General features: G+C 56.2%; 10 protein-coding genes. 9 read left to right on the top strand and 1 reads right to left on the bottom strand.

The genetic code is table 11. The features are described 5' to 3' along the window. The first annotated feature begins 80 nt into the window (after positions 1–80). On the top strand, positions 81–1,592 hold the full coding sequence (locus Mal65_RS21050) for an arylsulfatase (RefSeq protein WP_145302191.1): 1,512 nt from the start codon (positions 81–83) through the stop codon (positions 1,590–1,592). 206 nt (positions 1,593–1,798) lie between these two features. After that, on the top strand, positions 1,799–3,127 hold the full coding sequence (locus tag Mal65_RS21045; protein ID WP_145302188.1) for a Gfo/Idh/MocA family oxidoreductase: 1,329 nt from the start codon (positions 1,799–1,801) through the stop codon (positions 3,125–3,127). 174 nt (positions 3,128–3,301) lie between these two features. Here the strand turns inward: Mal65_RS21045 and Mal65_RS21040 are convergent, their stop codons facing one another. Then, positions 3,302–4,558 carry a BamB-related PQQ repeat family beta-propellar protein gene (locus Mal65_RS21040; protein WP_145302185.1) on the bottom strand — a complete coding sequence of 419 codons (1,257 nt, stop codon included), beginning with the start codon at positions 4,556–4,558 and terminating at the stop codon, positions 3,302–3,304. A 586-nt stretch (positions 4,559–5,144) separates the two neighbouring features. Here Mal65_RS21040 and Mal65_RS21035 point away from each other — a divergent pair. Genes Mal65_RS21035 through Mal65_RS21010 form a run of 7 tightly spaced genes read left to right on the top strand, consistent with a single transcriptional unit; the run spans position 5,145 to position 14,048 of the window. Further along, the gene (locus tag Mal65_RS21035) at positions 5,145–6,569 is read left to right on the top strand and encodes a PQQ-binding-like beta-propeller repeat protein (RefSeq protein ID WP_145302182.1); all 1,425 of its coding nucleotides are present in this window, start codon (positions 5,145–5,147) and stop codon (positions 6,567–6,569) included. Between the two features lie 15 nt (positions 6,570–6,584). Next, entirely contained in the window at positions 6,585–7,649 is a 1,065-nt protein-coding gene (locus tag Mal65_RS21030) for an NHL repeat-containing protein (RefSeq protein WP_145302179.1), read from the top strand. 10 nt (positions 7,650–7,659) lie between these two features. Then, the gene (locus tag Mal65_RS26685; RefSeq protein ID WP_165701433.1) at positions 7,660–7,911 is read left to right on the top strand and encodes an Mtc1 family protein; all 252 of its coding nucleotides are present in this window, start codon (positions 7,660–7,662) and stop codon (positions 7,909–7,911) included. After that, a complete protein-coding gene (locus Mal65_RS21025) occupies positions 7,908–8,552 on the top strand; it encodes a 4Fe-4S binding protein (RefSeq protein ID WP_196784346.1) in 645 nt (214 codons plus the stop codon). Before Mal65_RS26685 ends, Mal65_RS21025 begins: the two co-directional genes overlap by 4 nt. Then, positions 8,549–9,856 (top strand): 4Fe-4S binding protein, encoded by a 1,308-nt coding sequence (locus Mal65_RS21020; RefSeq protein ID WP_145302176.1) that lies wholly within the window; start codon positions 8,549–8,551, stop codon positions 9,854–9,856. The genes Mal65_RS21025 and Mal65_RS21020 overlap by 4 nt, the downstream gene beginning before the upstream one ends. Further along, entirely contained in the window at positions 9,853–11,640 is a 1,788-nt protein-coding gene (locus Mal65_RS21015) for a BamB-related PQQ repeat family beta-propellar protein (protein ID WP_145302173.1), read from the top strand. Before Mal65_RS21020 ends, Mal65_RS21015 begins: the two co-directional genes overlap by 4 nt. After that, positions 11,637–14,048, top strand: coding sequence for an NAD(P)H-dependent oxidoreductase subunit E (locus Mal65_RS21010; protein ID WP_145302170.1), 2,412 nt, complete (start codon positions 11,637–11,639; stop codon positions 14,046–14,048). Before Mal65_RS21015 ends, Mal65_RS21010 begins: the two co-directional genes overlap by 4 nt. The last annotated feature ends 16 nt before the right edge of the window (positions 14,049–14,064 follow it).

The raw sequence follows: 14,064 nt of genomic DNA, 5'->3' as shown, positions 1-14,064 counted from the left end.
ACGACGATGGTCAGCAAGCGAGCGTCACTGATCAGATTGTTGATTGTTGGCGGTATCGAAACCAAATTGAGATTTTTCGAATGAACCATAGATGGATGATTGGTTTGGCTGCTTTCACGAAATCGGCAGCCGGGCATTCCGGTGACGCAATCCGATCGGTGGTTGCCACCGGCATTGTTTGTGTGCTGATTGGCGGTGTGTTTGGCAACGCAGTGGCGGACGAATCGCGTCGTCCCAATTTGATCTTCGTGCTCAGCGATGATGTCGCTCAGGGTGATCTTGGCTGCTACGGACAACAACTGATTCAAACACCCCATTTGGATCAGATGGCGGCCGAAGGTACTCGATACATGCAAGCCTATTGTGGTACCAGCGTGTGTGCCCCCAGCCGATCGTCATTTTTTACCGGCCTGCATTGCGGCCATTGTCCGGTCCGCGGCAACTACGAAATGCCACCGGAGGGACAGTTTCCATTGCCTGACGAAACGGTGACGATTGCCGAGGTGGCCAAGGCCGCCGGCTATGCGACGGCAACCTTCGGGAAATGGGGCATGGGATTTTTCGACACGACTGGCAGCCCGATGAACCAGGGTGTGGACCACTTCTATGGCTACAACTGCCAGCGACACGCGCACAGCTATTTTCCGACGTATCTATTCAACGATGACCAGCCGTTTCGTTTGCCCGGCAACGATGGGCGGACGGTCGGTCAAACGTATGCGCAAGAATTGATTCAGCAAGACATGATCCGGTGGGTTCGTGATCACGCCGACCAGCCATTCTTCTTGTTTTACGCGGTGACTTTGCCGCACGGCAGAAACGAAATCGATGATCTTGGGATCTATGCGGCTAAGCCGTGGAGCTTGAAGGAAAAGTCCTATGCGGCCCAGGTCAGCCGGTTGGACAGCGACATGGGACAACTGTTGTCTGTGTTGAAAGAGAAAGGGATCGACGATGACACGTTGGTGTTGTTCAGCGGCGATAACGGTTCATCGTTCAGTCCCGATTCCGCCATGGGAAAACGATTTGAACAAGCGTCCAACGGTTTGCGCGGATTCAAGCGTGGCATGTACGAAGGGGCGCTCCGCCAAGCGGCCATCGCTTGGTGGCCCGGCACCGTGCCCGCCGGTCGGGTGACCGATCAGCCTTGGGCGTTTTGGGATGTGATGCCGACCTTTGTTGAAATGGCCGGGGCGGAACCACCTGAGGGGTACGAAACCGACGGGCATTCGCTGGTGGACTTTTTGCGCGGCGGCGACGCACCCAAACGCGATTACTTTTACTGGGAACTGCACGGCGGTCGTCCGATCCAGGCGGCGAGGTTCGGTGACTGGAAAGCGGTACGTCTGGGGGTGGATCGCCCAATTGAGATCTATGACTTGGCCCAGGATCCCGCCGAATCAAACGATTTAGCCGAAAGTCGGCCGGATCTCGTAGCGAACGCCGCGGAAATTTTTTCCGAAGCACATCGCGAAAGTCCTCATTGGCCGCTGAGTGGAAAAACGCAACACCGGGTGGATCGGGAAAAAGCGGCTTGGCAGATCACCCGACGCCGGAACGCGGAAACCTACGTGCCGGATGCGGCTCGCTAAGTCGTTCGCTACCGCCAACGCGTACCACCCAGTCGCGTTTTCTTGGTTAAACTAGTGGGCCTAGGCGACCGATCGTAAATTCAGTCCGGTGGAATCCATCGGGCGAAGCACCCAACAGCGGACGCGCCAGGCTGAAACCCGCTGGCGTGAACGATCGCGTCGTGGCAAACCCACCTTTCTTTCCTTCCCGTTGAAAGACCCCTGTGATGACCAAAGATAACGCATCCAAATCGTCGGATCGGCGATCCTTTTTGAAGACCACCTCGGTCGCCGCAACCGGAGCCGCTTTGGCCGGCTCGGTGGCACGCACCGCGCACGCGGCAGGTCTGGACGAAATCAAAGTCGTTTTGATCGGTTGTGGCGGTCGCGGAAGCGGTGCCATCGTCAACCTGTTCAACACCGAAGGCAACGTCAAACTGGTTGCCGTCGCCGACGCTTTTCCGCAGAAGGCTGAAGGTCTGCTGAACTCGCTTCGCAAGCGTAAACAGTATGCCGAAAAGGTCGCAGTGACTCCGGAAAACATTTACACGGATCTGAACGGTTACAAGGCCGCAATGGATGTTGAATGCGATCTTGTTGTGATCGCGACACCGCCCGCCTTCAAGCCGCAGCAATTTGAACATGCGGTCAAGAAAGGCCGGCACGTGTTCATGGAAAAACCCGTCGCGTCCGATGCACCCGGCGTCCGTCGTGTTCTGGAGTCCGTCAAGGAATCCAAGAAGAAAGATCTGTTGGTCGCGATCGGATTGCAACGACGTCACCAACCCAACTATCTGGAAACCGTTCGTCGCATCCACGATGGTGAAATCGGCGACGTGATCTCCCAGCAAGTTTATTGGAACGGCGGCGGGATCTGGTACCGCAACCGTACCGATGATCAAAACGAAATGGCGTTCCAGTGCAACAACTGGTACCACTTCAACTGGCTTTCGGGCGACCAGATTTGTGAACAACACATTCACAACCTGGACATTGGTTGCTGGGTCAAGGGTGAATACCCGGTCGAATGCAACGGCATGGGCGGTCGTGGGCAACGAATGGACGGTGATCCCACCAAGTCACAGATCAACGATCACACGTTCTGCGAATTCACCTTCGCCGACGGCAGCAAGATGTTCAGCCAAGGTCGTCACCTGAAAGGTGCTTGGACCCACGTCGGCGAACATGTGCAAGGTTCTAAGGGAACGGCCGACCCGAGTGGTTGGTTGGCGGGTGCGAACGAGTGGAAGTTCGATGGCCCGAATCTGAACGGCCACCAACAAGAACAGCACGATTTGATCGCTGCGTTGATGCGAGGCGACATCTACAACGAAGGTGAATACGGTGCTCTGTCCACGTTCACCGCAATCTTGGGCCGCGAAGCCTGCTACAGCGGCAAGGTTTTGAAGTGGGACGAGTTGCTGGAAAATGGACGCAACTTGGCACCCAACATCGACGATCTGACCCTGGAATCACAGGTGCCGGAAAGTGCACGTCCCGACGATGAAGGACGTTATCCGATTCCGGTCCCCGGCAGCTATAACCCGTTTGCCTAATTACGTTTCTTGAATGCGTTTGAAACCGAACGCATCAGGATCAATCGAACAAAAAACCCCGGTCGCATCCGATGCGACCGGGGTTTTGGTTTTTAATTCGTTAGGTGAACCGATCAGGCGATGCCAGCGCTCGAGAACCGGTGACCGATGGCATGCTGCTGGGAATCCCGTTGATCACTGCAAGCAATACAGTGCATCGTTGCTCCGCACCAGAATCTCGGATCCTGCCGGCACGGGACTGGCGTTGACGCGGCTGTCATCCAAGGCATCGTTGTGTTGAAGCATCTGAAATTCCGGCTTCGCGGCGATCACGAATGTCCCGCTGTCGCGGGTCACGACATAGTATTGGTCTTCCGCCAACAGCGGTGATCCGTACACGGTGCCGGGGCGAGGTGACAGACGTTCGCGATAGACGATATCGCCGTCTTCGGCGTTCAAGCAAAACGCCAAACCGCTGCGCTCATTCAGAAAATAAAGATGCCCGTCGTGATAGACCGGCGATGGAACGTTCGCGCCCGCACGTGCTTCCCAAAGCGGTTCGACATCGCCACGTCCGCCTGCTTTGACGGCGACGGCGGTGTTCCGACGGCCGCCAATGGCATACACGACTCCGTCATGGCTGATGGGCGTTGGACAGATATAGTCGTCGACAAAGGGGCACGTCCAAAGCGTCTTGCCGGTGGCCGGATCAAATCCACGCAAGCGACCTTTGTCGGCGAGTACCAACTCCTGGGGGCCCGATGCGACATCGACCAACAATGGGCTGCTCCAAGACCTTTGGACATCATCGACACGCCAGGCTTCGGTTCCGTCGCTTTTGTTCAACGCGACCATGCTGCTGCTTTCCACGCTGGCGTTGACGATCACCAGATCGTCAAACAACACAGGGGATGTTCCTGATCCCCATCCATGAACACCGTCGCCGACACTGACTTGCCAACGTTTCTGACCGTCTTTCGAAACGGCTGCTACGCCGGAGCGTCCAAGGAAAACGTAGATGTCTTGGCCGTCGGTGACTGGCGTCGATGATGCATAACCATGCAACGCTTGGAAGCCTTCGAACGGTTTGTCACCACCATCGGATGGAAAGTCAACGGTCCACACGTGATCGCCGGTCGATCGACGGTACGCCGCAAGATGTCGTGATAGATCCTGGATGTTGCCTGGCGAATCTTCGTCGATTCCGTATCCGTCGTAGTACGTCACGACGACCAAGTCATCCAAAACGATGGGACAAGAACCGCCTGGTCCTGGAAGGTCCGTTTTCCATCGAACCGAAGTGGCCGCATCCCATTGAACAGGCAAGGAACCTTGCGAAGTGGTCGCCGAACCATCGTCGCCGCGGAACTGTTGCCAGTCGTCGGACCATGCCAACGCACCGTGAAACAATAGGATCCAAACGCCAAAGATACGTGGGAATGTTCTGGACATGAGGGCTGCTGTGGAAGGAGGGCGTTAAGGGGGGCGGAAGACAAATGACCGAAGGCAAACTTGCTTTGCAATGCTTCCGCTGTCGTCTCGGTAGTGATTGATCATACCGAGACGCGACCGCACGTTGTGTATCGGAAATGCACCGTTTTGCAGTGCGTCGTATCGTCGCGGATCGTAGGTGCGAATTCTCAAAACACCGCGATTAGCGTGCTTTCAACGCACAGCCCGTTGCACGTGCGACTGTTCGTCTGTGGCACACGTTGCGACGATCCGCCCATAATCGCCCGAAAGATAAGACAGCGGGAAGGATCACCGCCGAGCGATTCGAATCGAGTCCTGGAATGTCAGGATGTTCCTGGTCTCCGGCGGAATCGTGTTGCACCCACAGCGGAACTGGAACCGTGAAACCATGCATTCAGTTTATCGAACACGTTGACAACGGTCGGACGTCGAAATGCGCTGACCGTGGGCTTGAAATGCGGTCGCCGACGCGCCGATCGCATGCCTTCGATGTTGCACGGCAATGGTTGTGGGGTCAAAGCAACGTGTCGCTTCGTCAGTCCTTCAGTGATTTCAAGGCGGAGACATGAAAGCCTCCGCCGTAGATCGTGGAACGTTGGGCTTGGTGGCTCTAATCGCCGTTGTCGTTGCTGTTGGATGGATCAGTGTCCGGCCAACGCAGCAGGTCCGCATGCGATTGCCGGGACAAGACGGCGCACCCGCGACGGTCAGTCTAAAAAGTGATGCTGTCGCCGTTCCGATTCCTGGGCAACCGGTTGCGGGTGCCGGTGTGGCGGGCGTGACCGATGGAACGTGGATGGGATTCCGCGGGCCGAATGGTGGCAATGTCGTCACTGAAACACCGACACTGCGGACCGACTGGACGTCTGATGGACCGGGCAAGCAATGGGAAATCACCTTGTGTGAAGGATACGCCGGTGCGGCGGTTTCCAACGGTCGTGTGTACGTGTTGGACTATGACGAGACGGTTCAATCCGATGTGCTGCGCTGCTTGTCGTTGGCGGATGGACAAGAGATTTGGCGGAACAGCTATCCGGTCCCGGTGACGCGAAACCATGGCATCACACGAACCGTCCCCACGATCGCCGGCGGGTTGGTCATCACGCTGGGGCCCCGATGTCATTTGGCCGTTTGGGATGCAAGCACGGGCAAGAATCTTTGGCTGAAAAGCTTGGTGGCTGATTACCAGGCTGTCGAACCCCGCTGGTACGTCGGGCAGTGCCCTTTGGTGGATGAAGGAAAGCTGATTCTTGGTGTGGGCGGAACCGCATTGCTTGTCGCTTTGGATATCAAAACCGGCGATGTGATCTGGGAATCAGCCAATCCGCGTCAGTGGGAAATGACGCATTCCAGCGTTGTGCCAATGAACGTCGGCGGAACACACATGTACGTCTACTGCGGCAGTGGCGGGATCGCGGGAGTGGACGCCGATTCGGGAAAGATTCTGTGGGACACGACATCCTGGCCGGTCCAATTCGCCCACGCCCCATCGCCCCTGGTGCTGCCGAACGGTCGATTCTTGGTGTCCAGTGGTTACGGATCCAAGGTCGGTGCAATCTTGTTCCAGGTATCCGATACCGTCGATGGCGTCGACATCGTGAAGGAATTCACTCCCAAAGAATTCAATTCCGAACAGCAAACACCGATCGTGTACCAACAACACATCTTTGGAGTTCGCAAACGAGGTGGCGGCGTGTTGGTCTGTATGGATTTGGATGGAAACGAAGTTTGGTCCAGCGGGCGGGATCGATTCGGGCACGGACCTTATCTGATTGCGGACAACAAAATTTGGTTATTGGATGATCATGGCACGTTGACGGCGGTTCAAGCCAATACCAAATCCTACGAACCCATCGCGCAGGCCGAGATCTTTCCCGATGGACATGACGCTTGGGGGCCGATGGCAATCGTGGATGGAAAATTGATTCTGCGTGAAATGACTCGGATGGCGTGTTTGGACCTTCTGCCGGCATCCGAACCTCAGAACTAAACACGGGACAAAGTGATGAATCGAATGCATGCTATCCCGATCGTTGTCGCGACCATCGCGATCATCGGTGCTGCAGGCTACTTGGTGGTTGATCGACGCGTTAATCCCGACATTCCGGGCTCCGCGTTTCAGCTAGATTTGGATCCACATCTGCGTCCCAACGCTGATTCATTCGAGTGGAAACAGGTCCGAGAGATTTCATTGGCGTTGCAGGACCCCATTGCGATCGAGGTTTCCAGTGCCGACTTCATTCTGGTCCTGGGGCGTCGATCGGATCAGCAAGGCGACGTGGTATGGATGGATCAGAATGGCAAAGTACACGGGGCAATGGAACTGTCATTCGTTCCACAATGCGCGACAATCGATTCCGCTGCGTCCGGCGAAGTGCCATCGATTCTGGTGGCATCGGCCAACCAGGTGCATCGCGTCGATTTCGCATCACGTCAAGTGACACCGTGGGCTTCGATGTCGGCCGACGCGATTATCACCGCCATCGCGATGTCCGATGCCGGTGTCTATCTAGCCGATGCGGGGCAACGTTTGGTTCATCATTTTGATCATTCCGCGGGGCTGATGAACCAATGGAATGGATCTGATCGAGTTCCCGATGGACGGCGTTTCAACGTTCCCAGCAATCATTTCGAATTGCTTTCCTCCGACGACGGTTTGTTGTACGTCGTCAATCCGGGGCTTCATCGCGTGGAGACTTATTCGTCGGACGGGAAGTTTGAACTGGCCTGGGGCGAAAGCGGTGTCGATGTCGAAAGCTTTTTCGGTTGTTGCAACCCCGTCCATTTATCCCGTCTGCCCGACGGCCGGTTCTTGACCAGCGAAAAAGGCATCCCGCGCATCAAGGTCTATACCGCCGATGGGCAGTTCGATGGATTGGTGGCCGCGTCGGAGGACCTGCAGGTGGATTCCAGTCGCTTGGGCGATCCACGTACCGACATGACGCCGGCCATTTTCGACGTCGCATCAAACTCCGCCGGCGAAATCTTGGTTCTCGATCCGCTGCAGCACTGTGTCCGCGTCTTTGCCCAGGCACGCATGGCCGACGATTTGGAACTTGCAGGCAACTGAGATGATTCCCATGAACGATCCCAAACGGCAAACGAGCAATCATCCGAACAGGCGATTCATCGATCGCCGGGAATGGTTCCGACAATGGATGCGTGGTGGTACGACGTTGGTGATTGCACTGATCGCGTACTTTCTTGTGCAGCGAAGAATGTCGGGACGCTGTATCGACCAGGGAACGGGCTGTGACCAGTGTCGCTTAAGCGTGGCATGTCAGATTCGCCAACCGTCGCGGTCGGATTCACGTCCAAGGAAGCAACGATGATGAACGCGGATCATCGCGAATCACGGCGTCAATTTGTCGGTGATATGACTCGGGCTGTCGGCGTTTTGGCGGTTGGTGCCGTTGCCGGGGGAGTGGCCGGACGCTCAGCGGTCGGACAAGAAATGCGTTGGCAGATCGACCCGGATCGCTGTGTGGGATGCAGCCGATGTGCAACCGAATGCGTTCTGGATGAATCCGCGGTCAAGTGTGTTCAGTGCTTTGACATGTGTGGGTATTGCGACATCTGCACGGGTTACCTGGACCCCAACTACACCGCCGTCGACACGGCCGCGGAGAACCAACTTTGTCCGACTGCGGCCATCGAACGTCGATTCGTTGAAGAAAAAGCGGGCCAGAAGTTTTACGAATACACCATCGACCCCGAAGCCTGCATTGGTTGTGGAAAGTGCGTGAAAGGCTGTGCGTTGATGAACGGTTCGCTGTACCTGCAGGTCATGCAGGACAAATGCGTGAATTGCAACGAATGTGCGATCAGTCGCGCCTGTCCCACCGAGGCATTCCTGCAAGTCCCCGCCGAACGGCCGTATCTGTTGAAACGCCAGGCACAGGAATTGTTGACCAATAGGCCGACACCGACGAATCAATCGAAGGCCCTTCTGCATCAGGTGACGCTGCGATGATTCAAACGGTGTGTGTGGCGGGCATTTGTGAATCGTCGGCGGCGTTGTGCGGATTCATGCTGGGAAATCTGATTCCGACGCCCCAGTTTTCCGATCACGCGATTCCGGTATCGGAACAACCGGCAGCCAGCGGTTTCTGGTGGGAGTGCCTGGACTTGGGGCTCCTTTTGGTCGCGCTAGTCCTCGCCAGCTATTTCGCCCTGGTCGTTCGATCGCGTCGGTCGCTGTTTTGGTTGTCCGCATTTTCGTTGGTCTGGTTCGGATTCATTCGTCAAGGCTGCGTTTGTTCGGTGGGTTCGGTACAGAATGTTGCCTATGCGATGACCAACGCGTCTTATGCCGTTCCGCTAACAGTGATCGGGTTTTTCTGTTTGCCGATTCTGTTCGCTCTCTATTCTGGGCGTGTCTTTTGCTCGGGCGTCTGCCCCTTGGGGGCGATCCAAGAAATGGTGGCTGTCCGAAACGTTCAAATCCCCAAATGGATCGATCATGGTTTGGGTTTGGTGCCGTGGATCTATCTGGGAGCCGCGGTCATCTTTGCAGCCAGCGGAGGCATGTTTTTGATCTGTCGTTACGATCCGTTCGTCGGCTTCTTTCGATTCAACGGAAATGCCGGAATGATTCTGTTCGGAACGTTCCTGCTGCTTGTCGGTGTGTTCGTCGGAAGACCGTATTGTCGCTTTCTTTGTCCGTACGGTGCGTTGTTGTCCGCGTGTTCCGGAGTTTCGCGATCGAACGTGCGGATTCCACCGGGCGACTGCATCCGTTGCGGGCTTTGTCGGGACGCTTGTCCCTATGGTGCGATCGAGCCACCTACCGAAACGGCCACCGATCAAGAGGCTGTTTCGGGGAAACGACGTCTGATGATTGTCTTCGCCGCCACCCCTGTGCTGATCATTGGCTTGGCAATTGTGGGCTATCGCCTTGGACCAGCTCTTTCGGGCTTGGAATTCGATGTGCAGCTGGCAAGTCAGTTGCAGCATGAAGCGGTTGATCCCCAGTGGCCAACCAACGACGCCAGCGATGCTTTTCGCGCCGCACAGGGCGACGCCGATCAGTTGTTATTGGACGCGGTTGCAACACAGCATCGGTATCGCTACGCCGGTGTGGGGCTTGGCGTTTGGATTGCACTGGTCGTCGTTGGCAAATCGGTTTCTTTGTGTCGCCGTCGACAACAAGACGAATTTGTTGCCGATCGATCGGCATGCGTTTCCTGTGGGCGTTGCTTTGAATATTGTCCCGTCGAACATGCCAAACAAGGCGTCGTGGGATTGCCAACGATTCAGGGGGAACATCGTCCATGAATCTGTTTCAACTGTTCTATCGAAACCGCAACGGATTATCGGTGGTTGCCACCTGGTTTCTGTTGTTCGTCGGAGTAGCGTTGTTCTTCGATTTCGGCGGTCGAATCATCGACCCGTATAGCGATTCGACGTTGCAGCAATTGAAACTTGAATTGCGTGAACAACCCAATGACGATTCGCTAAAACAGCAGATCCGCCAACGCGATCAACAGGTACGACAACAGTATTTTCGTCGAAAGGCGTTCACTTGGTGGGGCGCGCGTTTGTGTTTGGTCGGTGCGGTGATCGTCTTCCTGGCATCGCGGCGTTTGGGACCAATGTCCGACCCATCGCAAATGCAAATTCGGAGTGGTGATCCAGAACCAAGTGACTTTCATCGCAAATCCACCTGGGGCATGTCCGCTGTCACCGTTCTGGTTGCGGCGTGTCTGATGGTGGCGGTGTTGTTGCAAAGGAATGGCCAACAAGACCTGTCAGCGGCCCTCGCTGCGTCACGTGCGATCGAGGATTCTGCTGTCGAACGCAATCAAGCCGACGGTGGGGAGGCTGCCACCGCCCCTCCCGAGATCCAGAGTGTAATGGCGTCGGTTTCGGCTGAAGAATTTGCGAGCAACTGGTATCGATTTCGTGGGCCACGGGGTGATGGAACCAGTGCAATGTCGTCCTTGGATTTTCGCTGGGATGCAGATACCGGCGAAGGCATCCTGTGGAAGGTGCCGGTCGAATGTCCCGGTAATGGATCCCCGGTGGTGTGGGGTGACCGTGTGTTTTTGGCGTCGGCGGACGAAACGCGACGTTGCGTCCAGAGCTTTTCGGTCACCGATGGGACGCTGCTTTGGACGAAAGAGGTGGAGCATCCGGATCCCACGCGTCCCGCGGTCGAAGTCAGTGAAGACACGGGGTACGCCGCGTCGACGATGACCACCAATGGCCAGTTGGCCTTCGCCATTTTCGCGGATGGCTTGTTGGTGGCACTGGATCGTGATGGCAATGAAGTGTGGTTAAGGGATTTGGGCCCACTGGAAAACATCTATGGGCACGCTTCTTCCTTGGTGCTGTCGGGTGATCGATTGATCGTGCAGTTGGACCAAGGCAGCAAGTCCGACGATGCATCACGAATCGACGTGTTGGACGTTGCCACAGGCGATGCGGTTTATTCCATTGCACGAGAGGTGCCCGCGTCGTGGTCGACCCCGATCGTCGCTAATCGAGACGGACAGGATGTTTTGATTGCTTGTGCCGATCCTTGGGTCATCGCCTACAACCTGAGCGATGGATCCGAACGCTGGCGTTGTGCAGCACTTCGTCAAGATGTCGGTCCGTCTCCTGTTTTTTCGGACCAGCACGTGATTGTGGCAAACGAATCGCCCGGAGCGACGGCGGTTCGTTGGGGAGGCACTGGGGATGTGACGGAAACGCATGTCGATTGGACAGCGGAATTCAGCATTCCGGATACAACCAGCCCGCTGATCGTCGGCGACCTTGTCTTGATGCTGACGTCCTATGGAACCCTTGCGGCATACGATGCCGACAGCGGTGGCGACCCCCTATGGGAGACCGATTACGAGGACAATTTCCAGGCTTCACCCACGTGTTTTGGTGACGACGTCCTACTGGTCGGTGAAACAGGATTGTGCTGGACGGTTCGTCCCAGCGAAGACGGGTGCGAAACAATCACGGAATCGAATTTGGGCGAAGATTGTGTGACCAGCCCCGCCGTCGCCAACGGAAAGATCTTCCTGCGAGGTCGTGAACACCTTTATTGTTTGGGACTCCAGTCATGAGTGCGGTTGTCAAGGAAACGGTTGGGGCGGATTCGCCAACGACGGACGTGGATTTGACCTTCGTCGACGATGCCGTGCGGCGCATCGGACGGACACCGGATGCCGTCGTTCCGCTGCTGCAGTCTATTCAAAAACATTATCGCTATCTGCCATCGTCGGCGCTTGAGCGTGTCTGTGAATTGACCGATATCACCCCCGCTTCGATCGCCGGAGTGTCCACGTTTTATACCCAGTTTCGGCATCGGCCGATGGGACGCCATCACGTTCAGGTTTGCTGTGGAACGGCATGCCACGTGAAGGGGGCCGATCTATTGATCGAAACGCTTCGAACTGATTTGAGGATGGATCCGACGCAGGATACCGATCCAAATCAACAGTTCACGATTGAACCGGTGGCATGCTTGGGATGTTGTACCCTTGCACCGGTGGTACAAGTCGACGACCAAGTCTTCGGGCGGCTCGCACCTGCCGAAGTGGCCAAGAAGGTTCGATCAGTCGACACCAGAGTGTCCGGACCAAAGACCTCGATTGCGATGCCGCGTCGTATGCCCGAGGGTGCCGGCGAAATTCGCGTCGGCTTGGGGTCATGCTGTGTCGCGCAGGGCAGTCGACGCGTGTTCGACAAAGCCGCCGCGACTGCGTCTGAGCTGGGCGTGGATGCCAAAGTCAAAAGCGTCGGATGCGTCGGAATGTGTCACCAGACGCCGCTGCTGGAAGTCTGCAAACGCGACGGGACGACCGAAACATTCGCACGAGTCGTTGAATCGGACGTCGATCGAATCTTGCGTTCAAGCTTTCCGCGAAAAAGCTGGATTTCACGATTCGCATCGGCTGCAAATCACCTGTTGGATGTCGTTTACGAAGGACAGCCGCCGTCCGACGACGCGACGACACCGCTGGAAACCGAATGTGGTCCGGTTTGCGATTTTCTGGGACCGCAGAAACGAATCGCCACCGAAAACAGTGGTGCCATCGATCCTTTGGATCTTGCGGAGTACAAACGGTTCGGCGGTTTTCAATCGTTGCGACGCTGTGCTCACGAGCGTTTGCCGCAAGAGATCATTGACCAGATTCGTGTGTCTGGATTGCGAGGGCGTGGGGGCGGCGGCTTTCCATCGGCTGCGAAGTGGCAAATCGTTTCGGACACGCAATCCGACCAGAAGTACGTCATCTGCAACGGGGATGAAGGCGATCCCGGCGCGTTCATGGATCGTATGCTGCTGGAATCCTTTCCCTATCGCGTGATCGAAGGATTGGCGATCGCCGCGCTGGCTGTCGGGGCTCGGCAAGGATACTTCTACATCCGCGCGGAATACCCACTTGCGGTGACGCGTATTGGCGAAGCGATTGAGCGGTGCAAGGAAGCGAAAATTTTGGGGCCGAACATTCTGGGAAGCAATCATTCGCTGGAATTTGATATCAAAGAGGGCGCCGGTGCGTTCATTTGTGGTGAAGAAACCGCGCTGATTCATTCGATCGAAGGCGGTCGTGGAACGCCGCGTTTACGTCCGCCCTACCCTGCCCAGTCGGGACTTTGGAAAAAGCCCACGTTGATCAATAACGTTGAAACCCTGGCAATGGTGCCATGGATTCTGCGTCACGGCGGCGAACAATACGCGTCCGTGGGAACACCATCCAGCAAAGGAACCAAAGTGTTCGCGTTGACCGGAAAGGTGCAACGCGGAGGGCTGATCGAAGTCCCGATGGGAATCACGATTCGCGAAATCGTAAACTCGATCGGTGGTGGTGTCCCCGAAGGCCGGACGTTCAAAGCGGTGCAGGTCGGCGGCCCATCAGGTGGATGCATTCCTGCAGAATTGGCCGACACGCCGGTGGACTATGAGGCATTGCGTGGTGTCGGCGCGATCATGGGAAGTGGTGGTTTGGTTGTTTTGGACGACACCGACTGCATGGTGGATATCGCCCGGTACTTCCTGCGGTTCACCCAGGACCAGTCATGCGGCAAATGTACGTATTGTCGTGTGGGGACCAAGCGTTTACTGGAGATCCTGGATCGCATGTGCGAGGGGAAGGGAAAGAAGGCTGATCTGGCCACCTTGGAATCGCTTTGCGAAAGCGTTTCCCAAGGCAGCTTATGTGGACTTGGTAAAACCGCCCCCAATCCCGTTCTTTCGACGCTGAAGTATTTCCGAGATGAATACGAAGCGCACCTTCGTGGCGTGTGTCCCTCGGGGCGATGCAAAAACTTGATCTCATACCAAGTTCAAGACAATTGCATCGGATGTACGCTTTGCAGCCAACAGTGCCCGGTGGATGCGATTCCAATGACGCCCTATCGCATTCACTCGATTGATGACAGTCGATGCACACGATGTGACGCGTGTCGAACGATCTGTCCCGAAGATGCCATTCGAATTGTGTCGGGCCCGAAAGGTGAATCGCGATGACAAACACTGGCACTTG

It is taken from the genome of Crateriforma conspicua (assembly GCF_007752935.1).
Classification (GTDB): domain Bacteria; phylum Planctomycetota; class Planctomycetia; order Pirellulales; family Pirellulaceae; genus Crateriforma; species Crateriforma conspicua.
This window is presented reverse-complemented; position numbering and strand designations above follow the sequence as displayed.

What these genes read in the sequence shown, in the direction of transcription:
- Mal65_RS21010 (WP_145302170.1), top strand. Translation starts at nt 11,637, where the DNA reads ATGAGTGCGGTTGTCAAGGAAACGGTTGGGGCGGATTCGCCAACGACG.
- Mal65_RS21025 (WP_196784346.1), top strand. Translation starts at nt 7,908, where the DNA reads ATGATGAACGCGGATCATCGCGAATCACGGCGTCAATTTGTCGGTGAT.
- Mal65_RS21045 (WP_145302188.1), top strand. Translation starts at nt 1,799, where the DNA reads ATGACCAAAGATAACGCATCCAAATCGTCGGATCGGCGATCCTTTTTG.
- Mal65_RS21030 (WP_145302179.1), top strand. Translation starts at nt 6,585, where the DNA reads ATGAATCGAATGCATGCTATCCCGATCGTTGTCGCGACCATCGCGATC.
- Mal65_RS21015 (WP_145302173.1), top strand. Translation starts at nt 9,853, where the DNA reads ATGAATCTGTTTCAACTGTTCTATCGAAACCGCAACGGATTATCGGTG.
- Mal65_RS21050 (WP_145302191.1), top strand. Translation starts at nt 81, where the DNA reads ATGAACCATAGATGGATGATTGGTTTGGCTGCTTTCACGAAATCGGCA.
- Mal65_RS26685 (WP_165701433.1), top strand. Translation starts at nt 7,660, where the DNA reads ATGAACGATCCCAAACGGCAAACGAGCAATCATCCGAACAGGCGATTC.
- Mal65_RS21040 (WP_145302185.1), bottom strand. Translation starts at nt 4,558, where the DNA reads ATGTCCAGAACATTCCCACGTATCTTTGGCGTTTGGATCCTATTGTTT.
- Mal65_RS21020 (WP_145302176.1), top strand. Translation starts at nt 8,549, where the DNA reads ATGATTCAAACGGTGTGTGTGGCGGGCATTTGTGAATCGTCGGCGGCG.
- Mal65_RS21035 (WP_145302182.1), top strand. Translation starts at nt 5,145, where the DNA reads ATGAAAGCCTCCGCCGTAGATCGTGGAACGTTGGGCTTGGTGGCTCTA.